The sequence below is a fragment of the Pseudomonas cichorii genome, assembly GCF_018343775.1.
Taxonomy (GTDB): domain Bacteria; phylum Pseudomonadota; class Gammaproteobacteria; order Pseudomonadales; family Pseudomonadaceae; genus Aquipseudomonas; species Aquipseudomonas cichorii.
In genome coordinates, this window is record NZ_CP074349.1 from 748,673 (window position 1) to 773,435 (window position 24,763).

The following is a 24,763-nucleotide window of genomic DNA, read 5'->3' on the forward strand; positions in this document are numbered from 1 at the left end:
TCGCTTGTGTGGATAAATCCGTTTTCACCCGTATTTGAGTGACGAAGCCGGTTCCTCGGCTACCCGTGGCAGGGCTCTTCTATACTCGAGACTCTACGTATTGCGAGCTGACCTCTCACACGCCAATCTGCCACGGAGAACAACAATGAAAATCGCATTTATCGGCCTGGGCAATATGGGAGCGCCCATGGCGCGCAACCTGATCAAGGCTGGTCATCATTTGCACGTGTGTGACCTCAACAAGACCGTGCTGGCCGAACTTGCCGCCTTGGGTGCAAGCATCCGCGAAACCCCGAAGCATGCCGCTCAGGGCCGTGAACTGGTCATTACCATGCTGCCCGCTGCCGTCCATGTGCGCAGCGTTTATCTGGAGGAGGACGGCGTGCTGGAAGGCATTGCTGCCGGTGTGCCTGCCGTGGATTGCAGCACCATCGATCCACAGACCATTCGAGAGATATCGGCCATTGCCGCGAAAAAAGGTGTGGTCGTCAGTGATGCGCCGGTCTCTGGAGGAACCGCTGGCGCTCAGGCCGGGACGCTGACTTTCATGGCGGGAGGAACGCCTGAACACTTTGCCGTGCTCAAGCCGGTGCTGGAGCAGATGGGCCGTAATATCGTGCATTGCGGGGATGTCGGGACCGGGCAGATTGCCAAGATCTGCAACAACATGCTGCTGGCCATTTCCATGATCGGCATTTCCGAATCCATGGCCCTGGGCAATTCCCTGGGGATCGATCCTCAGGTGCTGGCGGGGATCATCAACACGTCGACCGGACGCTGCTGGAGTTCGGAGTTCTACAATCCCTGGCCGGGCATCGTGGAAACCGCGCCTGCTTCGCGAGGCTACACCGGCGGTTTTGGCGCAGAGCTGATGCTCAAGGATCTGGGCCTGGCAACCGAAGCCGCCAAGTCAGCGCATCAGCCTGTGATCCTTGGTGCCCTGGCCCAGCAGCTTTATCAGGCGATGAGTCTGCGGGGTGATGGCAACAAGGATTTTTCAGCGATCGTCGAAGGGTATCGACGCAAGGAGTGAAGGCTCAGGCCACTATCGAATCCAGTGAGCGGTCGACCATTGCCTTGGCCATTTGCGCCAGGTGCAGGATCGAGATCGTCAGGTCATGGTTATGACCGTCACTGGCTTCATTGGCGGTGGCAATGATGCAACGCAGCAAGTCGGACGCGAGATTGAGTCCATCCTGCTGGCTGAGGGCTTCGTTGACGATGAACGGTTTGATGTCGGGCATGGGCAACTCGAAGATAAATGAAGCAGAGAAATGCATCCGCGCATCGGTGAGACTGGGTTGAAATACAGACTCGCCTTCGCTCGAAGACATTGCCCGCAGAGCCTAGAGAGGCCGATTCCGGCACGCAATAGGGCGTAGCTGTCTCGGAAACTTCACTCAATAGAGCAAGATTCATCCCGCATTCGTGGCAGCGAATCTCTGGCAATCAGAGTGTGTTTCTGCCGTCTTGTCACATCTTGTCCAACCTTTGTGAATGTAGATGCATACGATTCTCTTTTACTTTAAAGAATCGTAAGGACGTTCCATGCATTCTCCCCTCCGTTTGCGGCCTTCGGCTGTGATGATCAAACTGGCGCTGGCTTGTCTGGCCTCGGGTCAGGCCTATGCGCAAGAGCAGACCGAACCTCAGGAATCGGCCAACGTACTGTCGATTTCAGACGTGGTGGTCACTGCTGCCGGTTATGAGCAGAACCTGGAGGATGCACCGGCGTCGATGACTGTCATTACCGGTGACGAACTGCGCAAGAAGTCCTTCCGCGACCTGACCGATGCGGTGCGTGACGTGGAGGGCGTCACCGTCAACGGCGGGGCCAACGAAACCGATATTTCCATTCGCGGCATGCCTGCCGATTACACGCTGATCCTGGTGGACGGCAAGCGCCAGAGTGCGCGTGAGTCCCGGGTCAACGGCAATAGCGGCTACGAGCAGAGTTTCATTCCGCCGGCCGAAGCCATCGAGCGAATCGAAGTGGTGCGTGGCCCGATGTCTTCGCTGTACGGCTCCGATGCCATCGGCGGCGTCATCAACATCATCACCCGCAAGGTAACGCCGGAGTGGGGCGGCTCGATCACCTACGATTACTCGGCTCGCCAGCACAGCGACCAGGGCAATGCCCGTCAGACCCAGTTCTACCTCAGTGGCCCGATCAAGGAAGACTTGCTTGGCTTGCAGGTGTGGGGACGTTATCTGGATCGTCAGGCGGACGACGATATCGAACAGACCAATGGCTTCAGCAAGGCGGATCACCGTGACCTCACTGCGCGGCTGGCGATTACCCCGAACGCCGATCACGAGATCCTGCTGGAAGCCGGTGCGACACGCCTGAAGAACGGCGATGGCCTGAGTGCCAACTGGGCGACTCGCGAGCAGGAAAACAACCGCGATCACTGGTCGGTTTCCCACCAGGGCCGTTGGGGCTGGGCGACCTCCGATGTGTCGCTGGCGTACGAAAAATCCAGCCGCGAAGGTCTGGCCGATTCGACCCAGACCGATGTGCTGGGCCGCAAGCCGGAAGTTGAAAACACCGTATTCGACGCCAAGCTGGTGATGCCCACCGAACACAACATCACCACGGTCGGCATGCAGTGGAACGACACCACGGTCACCGACTGGAACCAGGGCCTGGGCGATCGCCGGAACTACGAGTTCTCCGTTGTGCAGAGGGCGCTGTTCGCCGAAAACGAATGGTCGATGACTGATACCTTCTCTCTGACCACCGGCCTGCGCATGGACGATCACGAACAGTACGGCGTGCATTTCAGCCCGCGGGTCTATGGTGTCTGGCGTGCGACGGATGACTGGACCTTCAAGGGCGGCGTTGCACGTGGCTTCAAGGCGCCTGAAGTGCGAGCCGTGGTTCCCGGCTACTCCTACCTGCGACGCAACAGATTCGTGATGTTCGGCAACCCCGACCTCAAGCCGGAAACCAGCACCAACTATGAGCTGTCGGCGCTGTGGTCCAACCGCAATAACCTGTCGGCCGGCGCGACCGTGTTCTACAACGACTTCCAGGACAAACTGTCGACCGTGACTACCACAGAGGTGTGGAACGGTTTCATTGTCATGGATCGGGTCAATGTCGACAAAGCCGTGATTCAGGGCGTCGAGCTGAATGGTCGTTGGGATGTGACATCAGCCGTCGCGCTCAAGGCCAACTTCACCTACACCGACTCCGAGCAGAAGAGCGGCGCCAACGCCGGTGCGCCACTGGCCCTTACCCCGGAGCGCAAAGTCAACCTGCGCGCCGAATGGCAATTGAACGACCGCACCCAACTGTGGGCGGCGACCAATTACTACGGCAAGGAATACGGCAATACCCTCACCGACGAAGCCTCACCGGGCTACACCACGGCTGACTTTGGCGGGTCTTATGAGCTGAGCAAAAACATCTCGCTCAATGGCGCGCTGTATAACGTGACCAACCGGCGTCTGGATGATGAAACCTATGGCACCGTGAACTATGGCCGTACGCTGTGGGCGAGTACGACAGTGCGGTTCTGAGCGAATGTGAATCACTTTGTGGGAGATCGCCCGCCGCCCCGGCGCCGCGCTGTCGCGCAGCAAACACGTAGGAGCGCGCTTGCCCTGGGCGGCACTCCGACGATCGAGTGCGAAGCGCTCGCAAAATCTACGACTGCTACGCAGCCGGTCGCGGGCAAGCGCGCTCCTACAATGCCGCATGTTCCATCTTGTTTGATGAGAGGCAGCTTGCTGGCGAAAAAGGCCTGAAAACCTGCAAATATTCTGCGTCTGTAAAAGTCGCCAGCAAGCTGCCTCCCACAAGTGTTGTTGTGCCTTAACTAGTCATTCGCGAATAAAAGGCAGCCGCACAACCGCACATAACCCCGCAGGCGGGCGGTTTTCCAGGGTCAGTTCGCCGCCATGGGCCTGGATGCAGGAGCGGGCGATGGCCAGGCCGAGGCCCAGCCCGCCCTGGGTGTTATCCGCTCCGTTATGGCTCAACTGCACGAAGGGCTCGAACACCTGGGTCAGCCACGCCTGTTCGATACCCGGTCCGTGGTCGAGGATTTCCAGGCGGATTTCCGAACCCTCTACAGCCAGGCTCACAGTCGCATCCCCGGCATGGCGCAAGGCATTGTCGATCAGGTTGGTCAGCGCCCGCTTGAGCGCCAGTGGCCGACAGTGGCAATGCACTTCCTGCTCGCGCTGCCAGACTATCGGCTGGCCCATGCTCTGATAGCGACGGGCGAGGTCGTCGAGCAGGGCGCTCAGGGATATTCTGACTGTCGCTTCCTGCACGGCATCGCCGCGCACAAAATTCAACGTTTCGCGCACCATGGCGCGCAGCTCATCAAGGCTGTCGAGCATGTCATCGCGTTCAGGGCTGTCTTCCAGCAACTCCATTTGCAGACGCAATTCAGTGATCGGCGTGTTCAGGTCATGGCTGATGGCGGCCAGCATCCGTGTCCTGCCTTCGACATGGCGGGCGATGCGCTCCTGCATCACATTGAAAGCCCTGGTCAGGTCCCGAGCCTCTTGCGGGCCCGAGAGCGGCAGCGGCGATATCCATTCCCCGCGACTGACCCGCTCGGTCGCCTGCGCCAGTGTCTTGACCGGCTGCACCACCCGACGCATGAAAAAGATCACGATCAGCAACACCGGAATGGTGGTGACCGGCAAGGTATAGGCCAGCATGCGACCCCATTCGTAACCGCCCGCCGGGTGCTGGATGGCGTTCAACTGTTTGCCGTCAGGCAACCCGATGCTGGTGCGCAGCCGCAGGGGTGCCCAGCCGGCTGCCACAAAGACATGCTCCCGTGCCGGGCCACCGCTGATGCGCTCCAGTTGCATGCCGATAAGGGGATTGGCGGGCAGCGTCAGACGTTTCCTGAGATCGCTGACCAGACGCTGTTCTTCCGGGCGCATGCCGCCGTTATCGGCGATGGCGTTGCTGTCGACCCAGAAGTGCGAGTCAGGCGTCTGCATGGAGTCCAGCAGGCGCGAGGCATCTTCGGCGGACAAGCCCTGCGCGACATGGTAGGCGGTGATCAGTCGTTCAATGGCCAGCGTGCGTGACAGTGGATGAATCAGGGCGCCGGTGCGTTGCAGGTAGAGCATGGCGATGGCATTGGAAGCCAGCAGCGCAAGCAGCAGCAAGATGCCCAGTTGATGGGCCATGCGTCTTGGCCATAAACGACGCAACAGCTTCATGCGTCGAGCAGGGTCACAGTGGCCGCCAACATATAACCGTCGCCCCAGATGGTGCGCAGCAGGTCCGGCTCCAGCGGGTTGTCATCGAGTTTGCGGCGCAGGCGGCTGATCTGTCGGTCGATGGCCCGGTCGAACACTTCTGTGCCGGGACGGCTGGTCAGGTCGATCAGTTTTTGGCGGCTCAGGACGGTATTGGGGTTGGCGAGCAGCACCTGCAGCAGACGGCTTTCCACCGTACTGAGTCGCACCGCCGAGCCATCAGGGCGAGTCAGGGTGCTGTTGCTTGCGCTGAAACTCAGCCCGGCGAATGCGTAACTCTGTGCCCGTTCCGAGGTGTCGGCGGGAGGCAGCGTGCTGTCCGACCGGCTCAGGCCAGTGCCGCGCCGACGTAACAGGCTGTGGATCCGCGCCACCAGTTCGCGCGGTTCGAATGGCTTGGTCACGTAATCGTCTGCGCCGATATCCAGGCCGCGAACCCGGTCGGCACAGGTGTCGCGGGCTGTGAGCAGAATCACCGGAATCTTCTCGCGACGATGCAGCCTGCTGCACAGCTCGAAACCGTCGCCATCGGGCAGCATGACATCCAGCACGATGACATCGAATGCCTGCTGCCGGAGCAACTGCCACATGCCAGCAGCATCTTCCGCCGTGCGCACCTCGAACTCGTGGCGACGCAGGTAGACGGCCAGCGGGTCGCGGATCTTGCGGTGGTCATCGACGACCAGAATGCGTGGAGCGGCGACAGCGGATGTCATGGTGTTTCCTGGAAGGCAGCGGGACGATGACGATATGGATGATTCTCATTTCAAGGCGCGATCTTATCCCATAAACCCCATGGTCGTTGAGTGTCTCGCCAGGCCCGGTTGTTGGCAGCGACGGCAGGAACCGCTACTTTGGACGGCGTTTGATCCGCGTAAGAGTGCCGCACATGGCCTTGAGGCGTTTTGCATGACGCTCGTCAAACGTCCCCCGACCTAAAAGAAGAAGGAACGACATGAAGTTTGAACCCCTCGCCAAGTCGCTGATCGCGACCGCACTCATTCTGGCTTACGCCCCCGTTCACGCCGCTTCCCAGGCACCGGTCGCCGCCGAAAACGGCATGGTGGTGACTGCCCAGCATCTGGCGTCACACGTGGGTGTCGACGTCCTCAAGAACGGCGGAAATGCTGTCGATGCCGCCGTGGCGGTGGGTTATGCACTGGCGGTGGTTTACCCCGCGGCAGGCAACCTGGGCGGTGGTGGTTTCATGACCATTCAACTGGCCGACGGGCGCAAGACGTTCCTGGATTTCCGCGAGAAGGCCCCGCTGGCGGCCACTGCCGACATGTATCTGGACAAACAGGGCAATGTCATTCCTGACCTCAGCGCCAAAGGCCACTTGTCCGTGGCCGTGCCGGGAACGGTGGCGGGCATGGAGCTGGCGCTGAGCAAGTACGGAACTCGCAAGCGTGAGGAAGTGATTGCTCCGGCCATCAAGCTCGCCGAAGACGGTTTTGTCCTGCAGCAGGGCGATGTCGATCTGCTGTCGACGGCCACTGAGGTGTTTCGGGCGGACATGGCCGACTCGGGTTCGATCTTTCTCGACAAGGGCGAGCCGATGAAGGTCGGTCAGAAACTGGTGCAAAAGGATCTGGCAAAGACCCTGGAGGAAATCTCCAGCAAGGGTAACGATGGTTTCTACAAGGGCTGGGTCGCCAAGGCTTTGGTGGATTCCAGTCAGGCAGGCAAGGGCATCATTACCCAGGCCGACCTCGATCATTACAAGCCCCGTGAGCTGGCGCCCATCGAGTGCGATTACCGTGGCTATCACGTGGTGTCGGCACCACCACCGAGTTCGGGCGGTGTGGTCATCTGCCAGATGCTGAACATCCTCGAAGGCTACCCGATGAAAGAGCTGGGCTTCCGCTCGGCCCAAGGCACGCACTATCAGATCGAAGCGATGCGTCACGCCTATGTCGACCGCAACAGCTATCTGGGCGACCCGGACTTCGTCAAGAACCCTATCGAGCACCTGCTGGACAAGAACTACGCAACCAAGCTGCGTGATGCCATCGAGCCGCAGAAAGCCGGTGACTCCAACAAGATCAAACCGGGCGTCGCGCCCCATGAAGGCAACAACACCACCCATTACTCCATCGTCGATAAGTGGGGCAACGCGGTTTCGGTGACCTACACCCTCAACAACTGGTTTGGTGCCGGCGTCATGGCCAGCAAGACCGGCGTCATTCTCAATGACGAAATGGACGACTTCACCACCAAGGTGGGCGTACCCAACATGTACGGACTGGTGCAGGGCGAAGCCAATGCCATCGCACCGGGCAAGACGCCGCTGTCCTCCATGAGCCCGACCATCGTCACCAAGGACGGCAAGGTGGTGATGGTCGTCGGTACGCCGGGCGGCAGCCGGATCATTACCGCGACCTGGCTGACCATGCTCAACGTGATCGACTACGGCATGACCATTCAGGAAGCGGTCGATGCGCCACGCTTCCACCAGCAATGGCAGCCGGAGACGACCAACCTTGAAGCGTTCGCCGTCAGCCCGGATACCCGCAAGATCCTCGAAAGCTGGGGGCATAAATTCGCCGGGCCTCAGCCGCTCAACCACGTTGCTGCGATCCTGGTCGGCGCGCCTTCGCTGGACGGCAAGCCGGTGGGCAACAACCGTTTCTACGGTGCCAATGACCCGCGTCGTAATACCGGGTTGTCGTTGGGTTACTGAGTCAGCGGGACTGTTTGCGACCTAAAGACCTCGCCTCGATCCTTGATCGAGTCGGGGTCAGGATAGAGCCATGAATACACTCCTGGATTTTTACCAGGCTGCCGGCTGGGGCCTCACGGCCCTGGTGATCGGCACTTTTCTGCTGGCCGGAACAGTCAAGGGCGTGATCGGGCTTGGTTTGCCGACCGTGGCCATGGGGCTGTTGGGGCTGGCCATGTTGCCAGCACAGGCTGCGGCCCTGCTGATCATTCCTTCGACGGTCACCAACCTCTGGCAACTGGCGGCCGGCGGGCATCTTCGACCGCTGCTCAAGCGCCTGTGGCCGCTACTGAGCCTGATCGTGATCGGCACGAGCCTGGGCTCGTTCTGGCTGGGCATGAGTGGCGGGCACTCGATGACTCGGGCGCTGGGTGCAGCCTTGTTGCTCTATGCACTGAGCGGGCTGTTTCTGCCCACGCTCAGGGTTTCCGCCAGTGCCGAGCGCTGGTTCGGGCCGGTATGCGGTTTCATTACCGGGATCATCACGTCGGCCACCGGCGTGTTCGTGATTCCTGCCGTGCCTTACCTGCAAGCGCTGGGGCTGGAGCGCAATGAGCTGGTGCAGGCCCTGGGATTGTCATTCACCGTTTCGACACTGGCGCTGGCGGCTGGCCTGTTGTGGAACGGTTCGCTGGGTGGCGGTGAGTTGGGCGCTTCACTGCTGGCGCTGATCCCGGCCTTGCTCGGCATGCAACTGGGCCAATGGCTGCGGCAGCGAATCAGTGCCCTGATGTTCAAACGAGTGTTCTTTATCGGCATGGGGGCCTTGGGGCTGCATTTGCTGATAAGTGGCTGATCATCGAAAAATCAACAATGGGTGATTGATTCGTGATTTTCAGGCAAAAGTATTTTGCTTGATGGCTTATTACTCACCCGCACGTGTTTCTTTATTCTGCCGCCCATCGTTTTTGACTTTCGATCCGGCTTCCACTGGCCGGGTCTTCAAGCATTTATCCATGAGGCTCGGCATGAAAAAGATTCTGTTCCTGAACGGCGGCAAACAATTCGCTCACTCTGAAGGACGCTACAACGCGACCCTTCACGAAGCCGGCATGGCTTTCATGGACCGTGCAGGTTTCGACGTAAAGGAAACCTTTATCGACGGTGGCTACGACCTCGCCGAAGAAGTGCAGAAGTTTCTCTGGGCGGATGTCATCGTCTGGCAAATGCCGGGCTGGTGGATGGGTGCGCCGTGGACCGTGAAAAAGTACATCGATGAAGTCTTTACCGAAGGTCATGGCAGCCTGTACGCCAACGACGGTCGTACCCGCTCCGATGCTTCGCAGAAATACGGCAGCGGCGGTTTGCTGCACGGCAAGCAATACATGATTTCCGCGACCTGGAATGCGCCTCAGCAGGCGTTTGACGACCCGACCGACTTCTTTGAAGCCAAGGGCGTGGATGCGGTGTACTTCCCGTTTCACAAGGCCAACCAGTTCCTGGGCATGACCGGCCTGCCGACCTTTCTGGCTGTGGATGTCATGAAACGCCCGGATATAGACAAGGATGTGAAGCGCTATGAGGCGCATCTGGCTCAGGTTTTTGGCGTGTAACAACGCTACTATCCAGCCTGTCTTGCGTAGAGAGCAACCATGAAAGCCAGGTCCGATGAATTGCAGGTCTTTGTTTCGGTCATCGAAAGCGGATCGATTTCTGCCGCTGCCGAGCACATGGGGCAAACGCCTTCGGGGATCAGCCGGACCTTGGCGCGGCTTGAGGCCAAGCTGGAAACCACGCTGATCAACCGCACTACGCGGCGTATGGATCTGACGGAGGAGGGCAAGTTTTTTCTGGCGCGTGCCCGGCAGATCCTCGAACAAATGGAGGATCTGGAAGAGCATCTGTCCCTGTCCCGACAGCGGCCGTCCGGTCGTCTGCGGATCAACGCCGCTTCGCCGTTCATGCTGCACTCGGTGGTGCCTTATGTGGTCGAGTTTCGTCGGCTTTATCCGGATATTCAGCTTGAGCTCAACAGCAACGATCTGGTCATCGACCTGCTGGAGCAGAACACCGACATCGCCATCCGCATCGGCACCCTGGCCGACTCGACCCTGCATGCCCGTTCTCTGGGATGTTCCCCAATCAACATCCTGGCCAGCCCGGATTATTTGAAACGACATGGTGTACCGACCTCGGTCGAGGAATTGGCGAACCATACGTTGCTGGGGTTCTCCCACAGCGAAACCCTGAATAACTGGCCGCTGCGTCATGCGGGTGGAGATCGCTGGCTGATTCAGCCGGCATTATCGGCATCCAGTGGCGACACGTTGCGTCACCTGGCACTGGCGGGAGAGGGGATCGTGTGCCTGTCGCACTTCATGACCCACGAAGATATTCGCGAGGGGCGTCTTCAGGTTGTGCTGGCCGATGCCCACAGCGGGTACCGGCAGCCCATCCATGCGGTGTACTACCGCAACTCGAAGCTGGCGCTGAGGATTCAGTGCTTTCTGGATTTCATACAGGAAAAGCTGGCGCAGTACGCCTGCAAGTAATTCGGGAGTTCGTACCGTCACTTGTGGGAGGGGCCTTGGCCGCGACGACCTGCTTGAAGGCAACACATTTTCAGCGTCTTCAAACATGCTGTCGCGGCCAAGGCCCCTCCCACGGATTGTGATCCAGCCTGAATCAATGATGTTCGCGGGTTGCGCGGAATTTCACGTCCGGCCAGCGCTCTTCCATCAGGGCCAGGTTGACGCGGGTCGGGGCCAGGTAGGTCAGGTGACCGCCGCCGTCCAGTGCCAGGTTTTCCACGGCCTTGTTTTCAAACTCTTCGAGCTTCTTCTTGTCCGCGCAGTCGATCCAGCGGGCCGACCAGACGGTGATCGGCTCGTAGGCGCATTCGACCTTGTATTCTTCCTTCAGGCGGCTGGCAACCACATCGAACTGCAGTACACCGACGGCGCCCAGGATGATGTCGTTGCTGCGCAGCGGGAAGAACACCTGCGTTGCGCCTTCTTCGGCCAGCTGTTGCAGGCCCTGGCGCAGTTGCTTGGACTTGAGCGGATCTTTCAGGCGTACGCGACGGAACAGTTCCGGAGCGAAGTGCGGGATACCCGTGAAGCCCAGGCTTTCGCCTTCGGTGAAGGTGTCGCCGATCTGGATCGTGCCGTGGTTGTGCAGGCCGATGATGTCGCCTGCATACGCCTCTTCAAGCTGCTCGCGCTCGGAGGAGAAGAAGGTCAGGGCGTCGCCGATCCGCACGTCCTTGCCCAGGCGTACATGGCGCATTTTCATGCCCTTGTCGTAACGGCCCGAACAGATGCGCATGAAGGCGATACGGTCGCGGTGTTTAGGGTCCATGTTCGCCTGGATCTTGAACACGAAACCGCTGAATTTCTCTTCCACCGGCTCTACGCTGCGCTCGTTGGCGACTCGCGCCAGAGGCTTGGGAGCCCAGTCCACCACGGCATCGAGTACGTGATCGACACCGAAGTTGCCCAATGCAGTACCGAAGAACACCGGGGTCAGTTGACCGTTGATGAACTCTTCCTGATTGAACTCGTGGCAGGCGCCCTGCACCAGCTCCAGTTGCTCGACGAAACGGTCGTACTCGTCACCCAGGTGGGCGCGGGCTTCGTCCGAATCCAGCTTCTGGATGATTTTGGTTTCGGTACGCTCATGACCGTGACCTGCGGTGTAGACGATGATGTAGTCGTCGGCCAGGTGATAGACACCCTTGAAGTCGCGGTAGCAGCCAATCGGCCAGGTGATCGGCGCAGCCTTGATCTTCAGGACCGCTTCGATCTCGTCCAGCAGCTCGATCGGGTCGCGGATGTCGCGGTCGAGTTTGTTGATGAAGCTGACGATGGGCGTGTCGCGCAGACGGCAGACATCCATCAGGGCGATGGTGCGTGGCTCTACGCCTTTACCGCCGTCCAGCACCATCAGCGCCGAGTCCACTGCCGTCAGGGTGCGGTAGGTATCTTCGGAGAAGTCTTCGTGGCCCGGGGTGTCGAGCAGGTTGATCATGTGCTCACGATACGGGAACTGCATGACCGAGGTGGTGATGGAGATGCCGCGCTGTTTCTCCATTTCCATCCAGTCGGATGTGGCATGACGATCGGATTTACGGGATTTGACCGTACCGGCGACGGAAATGGCCTTGCCCATCAGGAGCAGTTTTTCCGTGATGGTGGTTTTACCGGCGTCCGGGTGGGAAATAATGGCGAAAGTGCGGCGTTTCGCGACTTCGGCGGCCTGTTGGGTCATGGGAAATCGCCTGAAAGAGAGTCAAAAAAGGGCGCAGATTATAGCTCAACTCAAAGCAATAACCGAGCCGTTCAGTCGATTCGGGGTGGCCAATTGGTGTCTCACGTGGGAACCTTTCAGACCGTGGAGACGTCCACTCTCTTGTAACCGGTTATGTATAGCCTGCTTCAAGAGCTGATAAATCAGCAAGTTAGCTTGACGAAGCTGCGCTCATGGCCTGTGTCTTCGCCGAGGAACAATCCTCACTGGCGATCCACCTGCTGCTCTTCGCGAACGTGACTGCTGGCGCTCATTACCGGGCGTCAAAGACAGCGCGTTCGCCGACTGAAATAAGGAGTCCGCCCGTGGCTAATCGCTATGGCAAGGGGCTATTGGGAGGGACGGCTGCCATCGTCCTCCTGGCCCTGCTGGTCCACTGGATCGGCATCGATACGTTTGTGAAGTACAAGGATGATCTGCTGTTCTACCTGCAGGCCCATCTGGTTCTGGTTCTGGTTTCAATGTTGGCGGCTGTGGTGGTCGGTATCCCTGCCGGCATTGCTCTCAGCCGACCGAACATGGTTGGCCGCGCCGAACGCTTCATGCAGATCTTCAACATTGGCAACACTGTTCCTCCTCTTGCGGTTCTGGCCATCGCTCTCGGGATTCTCGGGATCGGCAGTGGTCCGGCCATCTTCGCTTTGTTCCTCGCTTCGTTGTTGCCCATCGTGCGCAACACCTACGAAGGCCTGAAAAACGTTCAGGGTTCACTCAAGGAAGCCGCCACCGGCATCGGCATGACACCGCGTCAGGTGTTGCTGCGTGTCGAGTTGCCCAATGCCGTGCCGATCATCGTCGGCGGTGTTCGCGTGGCGCTGGCGATCAATGTGGGGACCGCGCCGCTGGCGTTCCTGATCGGAGCCAACAGCCTGGGCAGCCTGATCTTCCCCGGCATTGCCTTGAACAATCAGCCGCAATTGCTGCTGGGTGCGGCGTGTACGGCGCTGCTGGCCCTGGTGCTCGATGGTCTGGTCACTCTGGTGAGTCGTCTCTGGCTGGAGCGCGGCCTGAGCCGCTGAGAGAAAGGAATTACCATGAAAAAACTAGCTTTGTTACTGGGCCTCGGGCTGCTGTTCAGCGGTTTTGCCCAGACAGCAGAAAAACCCTTGCTGCGCATCGGCGCACGGGTATTTACCGAGCAGACCATGCTCGCCGAACTCACCGCGCAATACCTGCGCACCAAGAACTACGACGTGCAGATCACGGGCGGCCTGGGCAGCAACCTGGCCCGCAGCGCACAGGAAAGCGGTCAGCTCGACCTGTTGTGGGAATACACCGGTGTGTCGCTGGTGGCCTACAACCATATCGATGAAAAGCTCGACAGCGAGCAGACCTACGCCCGGGTGAAAGAAGTGGATGCAAAGAAAGGCCTGGTCTGGCTTTCCCCGTCCCGTTTCAACAACACCTACGCCCTGGCTTTGCCGAAGAACGTTGCCGATCAGTATCCGCAGGTCAACACCATGAGCGACCTGACCAGGGTGCTCAAGGACGAAGCCAAAGAGGGTCATGTCGTAGCGCTGGACACCGAGTTTGCCAATCGCTCCGATGGCCTGCTCGGCATGGTCAAGCATTACGACATGAATCTCGGTCGCGAGAACACCCGGCAGATGGACGCCGGGCTGGTCTACACCGCCTTGCGTAACGGGCAAGTCTTCGCCGGGCTGGTGTACACCACCGACGGACGCCTGAACGCCTTCAAGCTCAAGGTGCTGGAAGACGACAAGCACTACTTCCCGGATTACACCGCCGCGCCGGTGATCCGTCAGGAGTACCTGGATGCCCATCCGGAAATCGCCACGTTGCTCAAGCCGCTGGCCGACCTTCTGGATAACCAGACCATGATCGAGCTTAACGCCCGTGTCGATGTCGGTCATGAAAGCCCGTCCACGGTTGCCGCAGACTTCCTGCGTCAGCATCCACTCAATTAAGGAAGGAGACGATATGAGTTTCTTTGACGCCTTCTCCCATCTGGACTGGGCCCAGGTCATGCAACTGACCTGGCAGCACATCACCCTGGTCGGAGTCGCCGTGAGCCTGGCGATTCTGGTGGGTGTTCCCCTGGGTATTCTGATGACCCGTTTTCCGGCGCTGGCGGGGCCGCTGCAAGCCAGTGCCACGGTATTGCTGACCGTGCCGTCCATTGCCCTGTTCGGGCTGTTACTGCCGTTCTACTCCAAGTTCGGCCAGGGCCTTGGCCCGCTGCCGGCGATTACAGCTGTGTTTCTCTATTCACTGCTGCCGATCATGCGCAACACCTACCTGGCCCTGACCGGTGTCGACGCCGGTATCCGCGAAGCCGCCAAAGGTATCGGCATGACCTTCGGCCAGCGCCTGCGCATGGTCGAACTGCCGATTGCCGTGCCTGTGATCCTCGCCGGTGTGCGCACCGCCGTGGTGATGAATATCGGTGTCATGACCATCGCCGCGACCATCGGTGCCGGTGGCCTGGGCGTACTCATTCTCGCGTCAATCAGCCGCAGCGATATGTCGATGCTGATCGTCGGCGCCGTGCTGGTCAGCATCCTGGCCATCTTCGCCGACCTGCTCCTGCAATGGCTGCAACGCACCCTGACTCCAAAAGGATTGCTCAAATGATCGAACTTCAGAATCTGACCAAAACCTTCACCTCCAACGGCAAAGACGTCAAAGCCGTGGACTCGGTAAGCCTGACCGTCAATGAAGGTGAGATCTGTGTCTTTCTCGGGCCTTCGGGGTGCGGCAAGAGCACCACGCTGAAAATGATCAACCGCCTGATCGTGCCGACCTCCGGCAAGGTGCTGATCAACGGCGAAGACACCACCGGGCTGGACGAAGTGACCCTGCGTCGCAACATCGGTTACGTGATCCAGCAGATCGGCCTGTTTCCGAACATGACCATCGAAGAAAACATCGTGGTCGTGCCCAAGTTGCTAGGCTGGGACAAGCAGCGCTGCCACGACCGTGCCCGCGAACTGATGAGCATGATCAAGCTTGAACCCAAGCAGTATCTGCATCGCTATCCCCGTGAGCTGTCCGGTGGTCAGCAACAGCGCATCGGCGTGATTCGTGCTCTGGCGGCCGAAGCGCCGTTGCTGCTGATGGACGAGCCGTTTGGCGCTGTCGACCCGATCAACCGCGAGATGATCCAGAACGAGTTCTTCGAGATGCAGCGTGCGTTGAACAAGACGGTGATCATGGTCAGCCACGACATCGACGAAGCCCTCAAGCTGGGCGACAAGATTGCGATCTTCCGGGCGGGCAAGCTGTTGCAGATCGACCATCCAGACACTTTGCTGGCGCACCCGGCGGACGAGTTCGTCAGCAACTTCGTCGGTCAGGACAGCACCCTCAAGCGCCTGCTGCTGGTCAAGGCCGAAGACGCCGCCGACAACGCCCCTTCGGTGAGCCCGGAAACGCCGGTGGCCGATGCGCTGGAAGCGATGGACGAAAACGACCGTCGTTATATCGTCGTCACCGACGGCGAGAACAAGGCTCTGGGTTATGTACGTCGTCGCGACCTGCATCGCCAGCAAGGCACTTGTGCCCAGTTCCTGCGTGAGTTCAACGCCACGGCCGCCTACGACGAACACTTGCGCATCCTGCTGTCGCGCATGTACGAGTTCAACCGCGCCTGGCTGCCGGTGCTGGATGCAGAGCGGGTATTCCTCGGTGAGGTGACCCAGGAATCCATCGCCGAGTATCTGAGCTCGGGCCGTTCGCGAGGCGGCAAGACCAGCATCGTTTCGCCGGCTGAGGCAGCAGCGGCCGACGCGCAGGCGTAACGCCACTCCATAGGCCCTGCGTTGCAACGACGCGGGGTCTTTGCACCGCCCCGCTAATCGTGACGGCCTGCGGTTTTTTTGCCTGCCCGTATCGCCGGTAATACCTTCTGACGGCTCAACTCAAGGGGTCATTCATCTGGTACTGGCTGATTTTCATCATGATCTGAACAGGGCGGGTTGCCATCGGGAGCAGTTGTTCATTCTCTCTGGCGCATGAAATATAAGCCCACCATTGATCGCCGAAGCTCTGCTTGTCATAGACCCCGAGCGGGTTACCGTTGGGAGCCAGAATCTGAACCGGTCCGACTTCGGCCTTTTGAATGTCGCTGGCCGATAGCGGGCGACCGGCAATCAGGACTTTCCAGCCTGGATTGCTGGCAAGTGACTTGCCTGGGCGCACATGAAGCGTGACGAAGCGTACATCGCCCAAGGGACCGAACAGCACTCGCTTGTCCTCGGTTATCAGGCTTCCCATCCTCGACGGGTTCTCAAAGAACATATCGTGGCGCACCTTGATTTCGTAGCTTTCGGAGCCGTTATCCCAGCGTCGGCACAAAAACCAGAAGTTCAGTTCTTCACGAGGTTTGGTGGTGGCAGTCAGATAGTCGTATTCATCACTACCAATGTAGGTTTCGGTTTGCGAAATGCTCACCCCTGCTGGAATCGTATACGTTTCCTTGATCAGTCTTGAGAAGTCGAAGTCGGCCAGGTAACCAGACTGGATCGATTTCAGCGATGCAACGAATGAGTGCTCTTTGATGTAGGTGGCCATGTTCGTCTCCTGCGCAGGTTCAGACCTGATTGTGTCGAACCGCAGGCACAGAAAGTACTGTGACAAATGTCAGTACTTAGTGTCGTTTTGCATCAGTGGATGACGGGTTATGTGCCGTCGGGAGTGCCGTGTGACGCGGGGGAAATCCGTGTCGGCATTTCGTTGTCCAGGCGTTTTCGGTGTCTGTATCGACACACTCTTCACAGGGGCACCTCGTCGATAAATCGATTTGTGCAGGAACATGAGGCTGTCATGTTGGTCGGTTACATAGAGGTGGAAAGGCGACGTGGTAGCTGCTTCCGGCAGAAACGTCTGCAAACGCGACATTTTTTGTTGATCTCAAGCCTCTCAGGTCCTAAAGTTCGCGCCGAACGTCCATGCTGGAAACGATCCATCCGGCTCAAGTACTGACGACGAGACAGCAAGGCCAAGGGGCATGATCCCCATGGCCTTTTTGCTTTCGGCGACATGCCTTGGGAAGTAGGCGAACCAAAGTGGGGATACGGAGGGCGTTCATTTACACCCATTTATATTCATCTGTTTGCCAAGTGGAGTTCCCAAGCATGCCGATCAAAGTCGAAGACTATTTCTCTGATGCTTCTTTCAAGAAAATCAAGTCGTTCGCTGACAAGCAAGAAACCCCGTTTGTCGTCATCGATACCCAGGTGATCAGCCAGGCCTACGATGACCTGCGCGCTGGTTTTGAGTTCGCCCAGGTGTACTACGCGGTGAAGGCCAACCCGGCGGTCGAGATCATTGACCTGCTCAAGGAAAAGGGTTCGAGCTTCGACATCGCGTCCATCTACGAGCTGGACAAGGTGCTGAGCCGTGGCGTAGGCGCTGATCGCATCAGTTATGGCAACACCATCAAGAAGTCCAAGGACATTCGTTACTTCTACGACAAGGGCGTGCGTCTGTACGCGACCGACTCGGAAGCTGACCTGCGTAACATCGCCAAGGCCGCACCGGGCTCGAAAGTCTACGTGCGTATCCTGACCGAAGGCTCGACCACTGCCGACTGGCCTCTGTCGCGCAAGTTCGGTTGCCAGACCGACATGGCCATGGACCTGCTGATCCTGGCTCGTGACCTGGGTCTGGTGCCTTACGGTATTTCCTTCCACGTGGGTTCGCAGCAGCGCGACATCAGCGTCTGGGACGCAGCCATCGCCAAGGTGAAGGTGATCTTCGAGCGCCTGAAAGAAGAAGACGGCATCGAGCTCAAGCTGATCAACATGGGTGGCGGCTTCCCGGCCAACTACATCACCCGTACCAACAGCCTGGAAACCTACGCTGAGGAAATCATCCGCTTCCTGAAGGAAGACTTCGGTGATGACCTGCCGGAAATCATTCTGGAGCCGGGCCGTTCCCTGATCGCCAACGCCGGTATCCTGGTCAGCGAAGTCGTGCTGGTTGCGCGCAAGTCGCGTACCGCCGTCGAGCGTTGGGTGTACACGGATGTGGGCAAGTTCTCCGGCCTGATCGAAACCATGGACGAAGCCATCAAGTTCCCGATCTGGACCGAGAAGAAAGGCGAGATGGAAGAAGTGGTTATCGCGGGCCCTACCTGCGACAGCGCCGACATCATGTACGAAAACTACAAGTACGGCCTGCCGCTGAACCTGGCCATCGGTGATCGCCTGTACTGGCTGTCCACCGGTGCCTACACCACCAGCTACAGCGCTGTTGAATTCAATGGCTTCCCGCCGCTGAAGTCGTATTACGTCTAAGCGTTCAGCCTGCTGCACAAGAGCCCGCAAGCGATTGCGGGCTTTTTATTGGGGCGCCAGACCGGTAACCGCTCAGGTAGGGTTGCCAGTCAGGCTGTTGAACCATTGCGTGAAACGCCTGATTTCTTTCAGGGTGACAAGCATCAGATTTGCCTCCACATAGGGGCGCGAAGGGACATCGGTTTTGCTCATCCGCAGGGTGTGGGCGAAAGCGATCCCGAGTAAGTCGCACATCCGTGCCATGTAGGTATCCATATTGACTGCCGCGCAGTAGGCTTCTGCATATTGTCTATGGACGAGGCGTACATAGTTTTGTGCTCCGTTGAGCCGAGCCTCGGCGGAAAGCGCGGGACCCCTTTGATTGAAAGGGATTGAAGCGGTGAGTTTTTGCAGCGCAATACTCTGCTCTTTGTTTTTTACGATCAGGTTGTATTCGTTGGCGTGCCGATAGATGTTGCTGTTCATGAAGTCGATGATGCGAGGAAGAAAGGCATAGACGCCTTCGGTGAGCGACTGCAGCGTTTTAATATGATCATCGAGTTCATCCAGGAACATGCTCAGGCGTTTTCTGCTTTGCTCAATGAATTGCTGAGTGACATCCTGGCTGTTTCTGATCTTCTCGATGAATTGAATGGGCTTTTCCAGGAACGCCTCAAGTTCTCTGTGTAATGCAGTGATCGCTGGCAGGATTTTCGACCAGAGGGAGGCGTGCTGGTTTGCCTTGGTCAATAACTCTGCAATTTCCGGTATCCGGTAGGTGGCGTACTCTCGGACCGGCACCAGATCAAGGCCTACCTTGAATGAGCGCGTGGACTCCGGGAGTGCGCGCAAGACCTGCATGTAGTTGTCGAGCCCTGTCAGGTCACTTTGATAAATCAGATTCCCTGCCATTATTGAGTTCCTGATGAGTCGTGTAGTGGGGCAAGGGAAATGAGCAGGCCATTTCCCTTGTGTTCGGCGTGCGAATTAATCAGCGGATGGGTTGCAGGTAGCTGCTCAGTTGCAGCCCGGAACTGATGAAGCGCCTGGCAAACGCTTTTTCATCCAGCGCGGCTGCCTGATTGATGGTGAGGAAGCTGTCTATCGTTTGAGCAATTTTCTGGTATTGCTCTACGTAAAGGGTGCGCTGATCGTCCATTGCGTGAAAGCATTCGATCAACTCGATACGTTGAGTCAGCGCCAGCTTTTCCTTTTCTCTCTGTGTCACTTGCTCAAACAGCTTGTCGATTCGCTCGCGCATGCCGTCACGACGCTTGACCATGGCGATGAAGTTGATCCCCTCTGCACCAGATTCCAGAGTTGCTTTCATCTGCTCGATTGCCAGGGTGATCACCGCGATTTGTGGTGGCTGTACACCCAGAGCAATGACTTTTTCTGCCGTGAGAAGGGTGTCCTTGGCAATGCTGGCAAACCCTTTGCTTTCAATGGCATCAATGGCCTCGGTCAATACCCTGCGCTCTTCCTGGATTGCGGCCAGTCTGGTTTTTGCATCGTCGATCCCGGTGTTCGTCTTGATAACGTCTTGCTCGAGACTTGTCTGAAACTCTTGGGTCTGCTGACGATTGGCGGCTTCTTTCATCCCGTTCAAAGCACTGGCTAGCCTGGCTGACTCCGCGCTTGCAATGGCTGTGGCGTTTTTCAGGGTATATGCACGTTCAGCCTGAATATCATTGATATCATCCTGATTCTTGGTTTCGCCGAGTTCTTGATCGTACTTTCTCAATTGAGCGATTCGGGACTCGATATCGATCTTCATCCGCATGCAAGCCTCGCCCAGATGTTGATGCTCAGTGATAATTACATAATTGATACGCTTGAAGCGTTCATATGTATTGGGCAGGTAAGATGTCTTGGAATACAGGACGTCGGCATTGACCAGTTTGCTGCTTAGTGCGCTCTGGCTGCTGGCCATGATCAGCAGGTCTGGCGTCTTGATATTCAGCGGTGCCTCAAGGGCAGTAATGGTAGTGTTCATATTTATTTTCCATAAATTCGTTTGAATTCATCGTCAGCCTCTTTGAATACGTTAAGTAACGCATCGGAGTCTTGTTCGATGGTCTTCCATGGTTGTACGACTTTTCTGAAGCGATTCATGAAGACTCTGAGCGACAAGGCATCATTGATCTCGGTGGATGACTGTGCTGACTCCTCAATGAAAATGAATAACTTGTTCCAGACGGTGATCAGGTTCTTGGTCGCAATGTCCGCATCAATAACGACGGTGACAAGGTTTTGCAGGTCAAACTTGACCCTGCTCAATGACCCGATAATCTTGTTTTTTTGTTGTAGCTCATTGATCTCTTTGTCTTGTTGTGTGATCAGTTCGTTTCTGGCTTTACGAACACCTTCGGCTTCAACACCGAAATAGATACCCAGCGCAAGTCCGACAATATTCAGTTTGCCAACCGCCCCCAAGGATTTTTCAACGGCGGCCTTATACTCCTTGTTCTTTTCATCGATATCCTTGGCTCTGCGCTCAATACTCTCGTTCAGTTTTGTGACATCCGCGGGCAGTGAGCTGTTATCAATGGCAGTGACCTTGCGCTGAATCTCGGGTGTGACGTAAAGCGCAAGATCCTGGCCGAATTTTTCCAGTTCCTCCTTGATGTCTTGCGCATCTGCCTGGTTTTCCTTGACCTTGCGCAGTATTTCACCCAGGTAGAAACCGATATCCTTTGCTGCTTCTTTATCGCTCTCGCTCAGCTCTATTCCCGGAAATTTGTCACCCAGCTCGCGGGTCAGCCGCTTGACGTCTTCCAGTGTTTTTATGTCGAACTTTTCAACGATGACTCCACCTTTTATATCGTTGTAGATGTCTTCCATGCTCTTGCCATAGATCACCATCTGGCCAGCAAATAGTTTCAGCTTGCTCCCTACCGTCAATAACTGGCTGCGTAGCGGACTCCAGCGTCTGGCATGCGTATGCACAATTTTGTAGCTTTTCAGAAAGTCTTCAGGTTCCAGCCCGGCACCGGCTCCGCTGCTGTAGCCCAAGTAGGCAATGACGCCTTCAAGTTCTATGGGAAGTGCCAGGCCGGCCAGTTCATATTGTTTGAGATTGACGATCTGTTGCTTGGTCAATATCAAGCCGGGTGAGCGTTGAACCTCGGTGTCATTACCGGAAGAAACATCAAAAAACAGTTCGGGTGCCTTTGCTGCTTCGTCGGTGACAGGGTCTGCAGTCGTGGTGTCGTCGGTGATTAATCTTTCAAGTAGTGCGCTCATTGGATATGTCCTTATTTTCCAAGGGGGCCGTTATTGGATCCCTGTTTTATGTGTTTCAGTTATTGCTTGAGATGAAGGTTAGGGGGCTTCGAGCTTGAGTGTCAAAGGCGAAAGACAGTCGTGTCTTGTAGGATAAATGTTTGAGGTTGGTAAGTTGTAAAGTTAATGTAATGTGAATAAGTGTAAATGCCCAGCGGGCGGGTTAGTTGGTGGTTCGTAAGGCGAAAAGTTGAAAAAAACATGAGAATGCTTCTTCATCCTGCGGCCTTTGATATGCCGCACAGGGACCTGCATCGAGGTTCATCCCCCTGCAAGCCCGCCGCACAGTGCTCCCGTTTGCAGGGAGCGCCCACGCCTTAACGATGAGAATAAATAACATTTAGCGCATACTACGCGCCGCAAAATGCCGGCGAGGTAGTGGGTGTGTTGAAGAAAGTCCTGTTTCAGGTTCATTGGTTCTTCGGAATCACGGCGGGTCTGGTTCTGGCCTTGATGGGCATTACCGGTGCGCTGTATTCGTTCGAGGATGAGATTCTCGACGCGCTCAATCCCGACGTGCTACTTGTGCAGGAGCGTGCCGCAACCTTGCCGCCGCCTGAACTGGTCCGCAAGCTTGAGGCCGCCACGGGGCTGACGGTGGCGATTCTTCGTGTTCAAACGGTGGGCAATCGCGTTGCCCAGGTCTATTTCACGCCCGAACCGGGCCAGCGACGCGGTCCCAAGCGCAATTTCGATCCTTACACCGGGGAAATTCGAGGCAGCGGTGTGGGCGAAGGCTTCTTCGATTTTGTCCTGAACCTGCATCGCTATCTTGCGGCAGGCGAGGTCGGCAAGCAGATCACGGCAGTCTGTACCCTGATTCTGGTGTTCTTCTGCCTGTCCGGGCTCTATCTGCGCTGGCCGCGCAAGGCACTGGACTGGCGCGTCTGGCTGACCCTGGACTGGGCGAAGAAGGGCCGCAGCTTCAACTGGGACCTGCACTCGATATTCGGGACCTGGTGCCTGCTGTTTTATCTGTTGTTCGCCGTGACCGGCCTGAACTGGTCCTATGACTGGTTCAGCAATGGCATGAACAAACTGATGGGCGATCCTCCTCCTGTCGAGCAGGGCAAAGGCGAGAAGCCTGTGCAGCCTCCGGGCCCGCTGGTTGTGGATTACGATGCCGTCTGGGCCAGCATTCAGGAAGCCGCCGGACCTGAACTGAGTTCCTATAACCTGAGACTGCCTGCGAGCGGCGGTCAGCCTGCTACCGTGTTCTACCTGCTCAAAAGTTCGCCGCATCCGCGTGCCTTCGGCACCCTCAATCTGGACCCTGCCACCGGCAAGATCAATTTTGTCGTGCGGTATGAGGACAAGAGCCTGAGCGCACAATTGCTGAGCAGTAATTACGCGCTGCATGTGGGCAGTTATTTCGGCATTGTCGGGCGTATCGTCATGACCGTTGCGTCATTGATGATGCCGCTGTTCTTCATCACCGGCTGGCTGCTGTATCTGGATCGGCGTCGCAAGAAGCGCGAGATCAAAGAGGCTCGTGGCGGTCTGGTAGCCAATAATGATGCGTCATCGTGGCTGATCGGTTTTGCCAGCCAGAGCGGCTTTGCCGAGCAACTGGCCTGGCAGACCGCCGGGCAGTTGCAGGCGGCGGGTTTGCCGGTGCGGGTACAGCGCCTGGGCGAATTGACCCAACAGGATCTGAGCCAGAGCAGCAATGCCTTGTTTGTGGTCAGTACCTTTGGCGATGGCGAAGCGCCGGACAGCGCTCGTGGCTTCGAGCGTAAAGTGCTGGGCAGCCCGTTATCGCTGCAAAACCTGAACTACGCCGTCCTGGCCTTGGGGGATCGGCAGTATCAGCATTTCTGCGGTTTCGCTCACCGTTTGCATGACTGGCTGGCCGAGCGCGGCGGCCGTACGTTGTTTGAGCCCGTTGAAGTCGACAGTGCCGACCCGACTGCCTTGCAGCACTGGCAACAACAACTTGGGCAACTGACGGGCAGCAAACCCTCCACGACCTGGCAGGCTCCGGTTTTCGAGAACTGGACGCTGGTCCGCCGCGAACTGCTGAACCCCGGCAGCAGTGGTTCAAAAGTCTTTCTGGTCGATCTGGCAGCGCCAGGTCCGGCGACCTGGCTGGCAGGTGATCTGATCGAGGTCTTGCCACGCAACAACACAGGCAGCATCGAGCATTTCCTGAGCGGGTTGGGCATTGCTCAGGATACGCCGGTCAGTGTGGACGGTTTGCAGGAAACCCTGGCTCAGGCCCTGGCTACCCGCCAATTGCCGCAGCACCGGGCGCATCTTGTCGGGCTGCATGCTCAGGCGTTGCTCAATGCACTGGTGCCGTTGTCCGCTCGCGAGTACTCCATCGCCTCGATTCCGGCAGATGGCGTACTGCAACTGATCGTGCGTCAGGAGCGGCATCCCGATGGCAGCCTGGGGCTGGGTTCTGGCTGGCTGACCGAGCATGTGGCACTGGAGGGGACCGTGAGCCTGCGCCTGCGCCGTAACAGCAGTTTTCACCTGCCAAGCGGGCCGGTCCCGCTGATCCTGCTGGGCAACGGTACCGGTCTAGCCGGTCTGCGCAGTCTGCTCAAGGCTCGTATCGCTCAGGGGCAATCGCGTAACTGGCTGTTGTTTGGCGAGCGCAATGAGGCCCATGATTTCTATTGTTCCGGTGAGCTGCAAGGCTGGCTGGCCAGTGGCGATCTGCAGCGGCTGGATCTGGCGTTTTCTCGCGATCAGGCGCAAAAGGTCTATGTACAGGATCGCTTGCGCGAAGCCGTCGATGAGTTGCGTTCATGGCTGGATCAGGGCGCGGCCATTTACATCTGCGGCAGCCTGCAAGGGATGGCGGCGGGTGTGGATCAGGTGTTGAAGGATGTGCTGGGCGAACAGGCGGTGACCGAACTGGTCGAGCAGGGGCGTTACAGAAGGGATGTTTACTGATGGAAATCGCGAATGAATTCGCTCCCAGACTGTGTGAAAACTGCTGCGCTCGGTCATGCTGCGTTGAAAACAGGCTCGGAATGCTCATTTACAACACGTAAACTCCGCTTCCTCGCCTGTTTTCGCCTTG

Annotated in this window: 20 protein-coding genes and 1 pseudogene; 12 read left to right on the top strand and 9 right to left on the bottom strand. The window is 57.7% G+C overall.

Annotated elements, in window-relative coordinates:
- The first annotated feature begins 145 nt into the window (after positions 1-145).
- Positions 146-1,033, top strand: a complete 888-nt coding sequence (gene mmsB, locus KGD89_RS03305; RefSeq protein ID WP_025258399.1) for a 3-hydroxyisobutyrate dehydrogenase — start codon at positions 146-148, stop codon at positions 1,031-1,033.
- Between the two features lie 4 nt (positions 1,034-1,037).
- Here the strand turns inward: mmsB and KGD89_RS03310 are convergent, their stop codons facing one another.
- A complete protein-coding gene (locus KGD89_RS03310; RefSeq protein ID WP_038400159.1) occupies positions 1,038-1,244 on the bottom strand; it encodes a DUF6124 family protein in 207 nt (68 codons plus the stop codon).
- A 304-nt stretch (positions 1,245-1,548) separates the two neighbouring features.
- Here KGD89_RS03310 and KGD89_RS03315 point away from each other — a divergent pair, with 304 nt between their 5' ends.
- Positions 1,549-3,525, top strand: a complete 1,977-nt coding sequence (locus KGD89_RS03315; protein ID WP_025258401.1) for a TonB-dependent receptor domain-containing protein — start codon at positions 1,549-1,551, stop codon at positions 3,523-3,525.
- 303 nt (positions 3,526-3,828) lie between these two features.
- Here the strand turns inward: KGD89_RS03315 and KGD89_RS26295 are convergent, their stop codons facing one another.
- The 3 genes and pseudogenes from KGD89_RS26295 to KGD89_RS03325 all read right to left on the bottom strand — a co-directional run bounded on the left by KGD89_RS26295 (position 3,829) and on the right by KGD89_RS03325 (position 5,951).
- Positions 3,829-4,488, bottom strand: coding sequence for a sensor histidine kinase (locus KGD89_RS26295; protein WP_375233836.1), 660 nt, complete (start codon positions 4,486-4,488; stop codon positions 3,829-3,831).
- Positions 4,489-4,533: 45 nt separating this feature from the next.
- Positions 4,534-5,196 (bottom strand): annotated as a pseudogene (locus tag KGD89_RS26300) (two-component sensor histidine kinase); the annotation flags it as partial.
- Positions 5,193-5,951, bottom strand: coding sequence for a response regulator transcription factor (locus tag KGD89_RS03325; RefSeq protein WP_025258403.1), 759 nt, complete (start codon positions 5,949-5,951; stop codon positions 5,193-5,195). The gene KGD89_RS03325 and the pseudogene KGD89_RS26300, both read right to left, overlap by 4 nt.
- A gap of 239 nt (positions 5,952-6,190) precedes the next feature.
- Between KGD89_RS03325 and ggt the strand changes: the two genes are divergently transcribed.
- The 4 genes from ggt (at position 6,191) to KGD89_RS03345 (ending at position 10,449) form a co-directional block, all read left to right on the top strand.
- The gene (gene ggt, locus KGD89_RS03330; RefSeq protein WP_025258404.1) at positions 6,191-7,918 is read left to right on the top strand and encodes a gamma-glutamyltransferase; all 1,728 of its coding nucleotides are present in this window, start codon (positions 6,191-6,193) and stop codon (positions 7,916-7,918) included.
- Between the two features lie 70 nt (positions 7,919-7,988).
- A complete protein-coding gene (locus KGD89_RS03335) occupies positions 7,989-8,753 on the top strand; it encodes a sulfite exporter TauE/SafE family protein (RefSeq protein WP_025258405.1) in 765 nt (254 codons plus the stop codon).
- A gap of 172 nt (positions 8,754-8,925) precedes the next feature.
- The gene (locus KGD89_RS03340) at positions 8,926-9,510 is read left to right on the top strand and encodes an NAD(P)H-dependent oxidoreductase (RefSeq protein ID WP_025258406.1); all 585 of its coding nucleotides are present in this window, start codon (positions 8,926-8,928) and stop codon (positions 9,508-9,510) included.
- A gap of 39 nt (positions 9,511-9,549) precedes the next feature.
- Positions 9,550-10,449 (top strand): LysR family transcriptional regulator, encoded by a 900-nt coding sequence (locus KGD89_RS03345; protein ID WP_025258407.1) that lies wholly within the window; start codon positions 9,550-9,552, stop codon positions 10,447-10,449.
- A 133-nt stretch (positions 10,450-10,582) separates the two neighbouring features.
- Here the strand turns inward: KGD89_RS03345 and KGD89_RS03350 are convergent, their stop codons facing one another.
- Positions 10,583-12,166, bottom strand: a complete 1,584-nt coding sequence (locus tag KGD89_RS03350; RefSeq protein ID WP_025258408.1) for a peptide chain release factor 3 — start codon at positions 12,164-12,166, stop codon at positions 10,583-10,585.
- 344 nt (positions 12,167-12,510) lie between these two features.
- Here KGD89_RS03350 and KGD89_RS03355 point away from each other — a divergent pair, with 344 nt between their 5' ends.
- From KGD89_RS03355 to KGD89_RS03370, 4 genes are read left to right on the top strand one after another with little or no spacing between them, the layout of a single operon-like run.
- Positions 12,511-13,224: an ABC transporter permease gene (locus KGD89_RS03355; protein WP_025258409.1), complete on the top strand. Its 714-nt coding sequence runs from the start codon at positions 12,511-12,513 to the stop codon at positions 13,222-13,224.
- A gap of 15 nt (positions 13,225-13,239) precedes the next feature.
- Complete coding sequence (locus KGD89_RS03360; RefSeq protein WP_025258410.1) at positions 13,240-14,133, top strand: glycine betaine ABC transporter substrate-binding protein; 894 nt, start codon at positions 13,240-13,242, stop codon at positions 14,131-14,133.
- 13 nt (positions 14,134-14,146) lie between these two features.
- Complete coding sequence (locus KGD89_RS03365; protein WP_025258411.1) at positions 14,147-14,800, top strand: ABC transporter permease; 654 nt, start codon at positions 14,147-14,149, stop codon at positions 14,798-14,800.
- The gene (locus tag KGD89_RS03370) at positions 14,797-15,966 is read left to right on the top strand and encodes an osmoprotectant ABC transporter ATP-binding protein OsmV (protein WP_025258412.1); all 1,170 of its coding nucleotides are present in this window, start codon (positions 14,797-14,799) and stop codon (positions 15,964-15,966) included. The genes KGD89_RS03365 and KGD89_RS03370 overlap by 4 nt, the downstream gene beginning before the upstream one ends.
- A gap of 115 nt (positions 15,967-16,081) precedes the next feature.
- Here KGD89_RS03370 and KGD89_RS03375 read toward each other — a convergent pair whose 3' ends face one another.
- A complete protein-coding gene (locus KGD89_RS03375) occupies positions 16,082-16,738 on the bottom strand; it encodes a hypothetical protein (RefSeq protein ID WP_025258413.1) in 657 nt (218 codons plus the stop codon).
- Between the two features lie 563 nt (positions 16,739-17,301).
- Here KGD89_RS03375 and KGD89_RS03380 point away from each other — a divergent pair.
- The gene (locus KGD89_RS03380) at positions 17,302-18,465 is read left to right on the top strand and encodes a type III PLP-dependent enzyme (RefSeq protein ID WP_025258414.1); all 1,164 of its coding nucleotides are present in this window, start codon (positions 17,302-17,304) and stop codon (positions 18,463-18,465) included.
- Between the two features lie 72 nt (positions 18,466-18,537).
- On the opposite strand, the gene KGD89_RS03385 is transcribed toward KGD89_RS03380, so the two are convergent.
- From KGD89_RS03385 to KGD89_RS03395, 3 genes are all read right to left on the bottom strand, one after another.
- Entirely contained in the window at positions 18,538-19,356 is an 819-nt protein-coding gene (locus tag KGD89_RS03385) for a hypothetical protein (RefSeq protein WP_025258415.1), read from the bottom strand.
- A 79-nt stretch (positions 19,357-19,435) separates the two neighbouring features.
- On the bottom strand, positions 19,436-20,440 hold the full coding sequence (locus KGD89_RS03390; protein ID WP_025258416.1) for an alpha-xenorhabdolysin family binary toxin subunit B: 1,005 nt from the start codon (positions 20,438-20,440) through the stop codon (positions 19,436-19,438).
- A 2-nt stretch (positions 20,441-20,442) separates the two neighbouring features.
- Positions 20,443-21,690 (bottom strand): alpha-xenorhabdolysin family binary toxin subunit A, encoded by a 1,248-nt coding sequence (locus KGD89_RS03395; protein WP_025258417.1) that lies wholly within the window; start codon positions 21,688-21,690, stop codon positions 20,443-20,445.
- A 426-nt stretch (positions 21,691-22,116) separates the two neighbouring features.
- On the opposite strand from KGD89_RS03395, the gene KGD89_RS03400 reads away from it, so the two are divergent.
- Positions 22,117-24,633, top strand: coding sequence for a PepSY domain-containing protein (locus KGD89_RS03400; protein WP_025258418.1), 2,517 nt, complete (start codon positions 22,117-22,119; stop codon positions 24,631-24,633).
- Positions 24,634-24,763: the final 130 nt, after the last annotated feature.

What these genes read in the sequence shown, in the direction of transcription:
- KGD89_RS03350 (WP_025258408.1), bottom strand. Translation starts at nt 12,166, where the DNA reads ATGACCCAACAGGCCGCCGAAGTCGCGAAACGCCGCACTTTCGCCATT.
- KGD89_RS03375 (WP_025258413.1), bottom strand. Translation starts at nt 16,738, where the DNA reads ATGGCCACCTACATCAAAGAGCACTCATTCGTTGCATCGCTGAAATCG.
- KGD89_RS03340 (WP_025258406.1), top strand. Translation starts at nt 8,926, where the DNA reads ATGAAAAAGATTCTGTTCCTGAACGGCGGCAAACAATTCGCTCACTCT.
- KGD89_RS03365 (WP_025258411.1), top strand. Translation starts at nt 14,147, where the DNA reads ATGAGTTTCTTTGACGCCTTCTCCCATCTGGACTGGGCCCAGGTCATG.
- KGD89_RS03390 (WP_025258416.1), bottom strand. Translation starts at nt 20,440, where the DNA reads ATGAACACTACCATTACTGCCCTTGAGGCACCGCTGAATATCAAGACG.
- mmsB (WP_025258399.1), top strand. Translation starts at nt 146, where the DNA reads ATGAAAATCGCATTTATCGGCCTGGGCAATATGGGAGCGCCCATGGCG.
- KGD89_RS03395 (WP_025258417.1), bottom strand. Translation starts at nt 21,690, where the DNA reads ATGAGCGCACTACTTGAAAGATTAATCACCGACGACACCACGACTGCA.
- KGD89_RS03325 (WP_025258403.1), bottom strand. Translation starts at nt 5,951, where the DNA reads ATGACATCCGCTGTCGCCGCTCCACGCATTCTGGTCGTCGATGACCAC.
- KGD89_RS03315 (WP_025258401.1), top strand. Translation starts at nt 1,549, where the DNA reads ATGCATTCTCCCCTCCGTTTGCGGCCTTCGGCTGTGATGATCAAACTG.
- KGD89_RS03310 (WP_038400159.1), bottom strand. Translation starts at nt 1,244, where the DNA reads ATGCCCGACATCAAACCGTTCATCGTCAACGAAGCCCTCAGCCAGCAG.
- KGD89_RS03335 (WP_025258405.1), top strand. Translation starts at nt 7,989, where the DNA reads ATGAATACACTCCTGGATTTTTACCAGGCTGCCGGCTGGGGCCTCACG.
- KGD89_RS26295 (WP_375233836.1), bottom strand. Translation starts at nt 4,488, where the DNA reads ATGCAGGAGCGCATCGCCCGCCATGTCGAAGGCAGGACACGGATGCTG.
- KGD89_RS03360 (WP_025258410.1), top strand. Translation starts at nt 13,240, where the DNA reads ATGAAAAAACTAGCTTTGTTACTGGGCCTCGGGCTGCTGTTCAGCGGT.
- KGD89_RS03345 (WP_025258407.1), top strand. Translation starts at nt 9,550, where the DNA reads ATGAAAGCCAGGTCCGATGAATTGCAGGTCTTTGTTTCGGTCATCGAA.
- KGD89_RS03380 (WP_025258414.1), top strand. Translation starts at nt 17,302, where the DNA reads ATGCCGATCAAAGTCGAAGACTATTTCTCTGATGCTTCTTTCAAGAAA.
- KGD89_RS03370 (WP_025258412.1), top strand. Translation starts at nt 14,797, where the DNA reads ATGATCGAACTTCAGAATCTGACCAAAACCTTCACCTCCAACGGCAAA.
- KGD89_RS03385 (WP_025258415.1), bottom strand. Translation starts at nt 19,356, where the DNA reads ATGGCAGGGAATCTGATTTATCAAAGTGACCTGACAGGGCTCGACAAC.
- ggt (WP_025258404.1), top strand. Translation starts at nt 6,191, where the DNA reads ATGAAGTTTGAACCCCTCGCCAAGTCGCTGATCGCGACCGCACTCATT.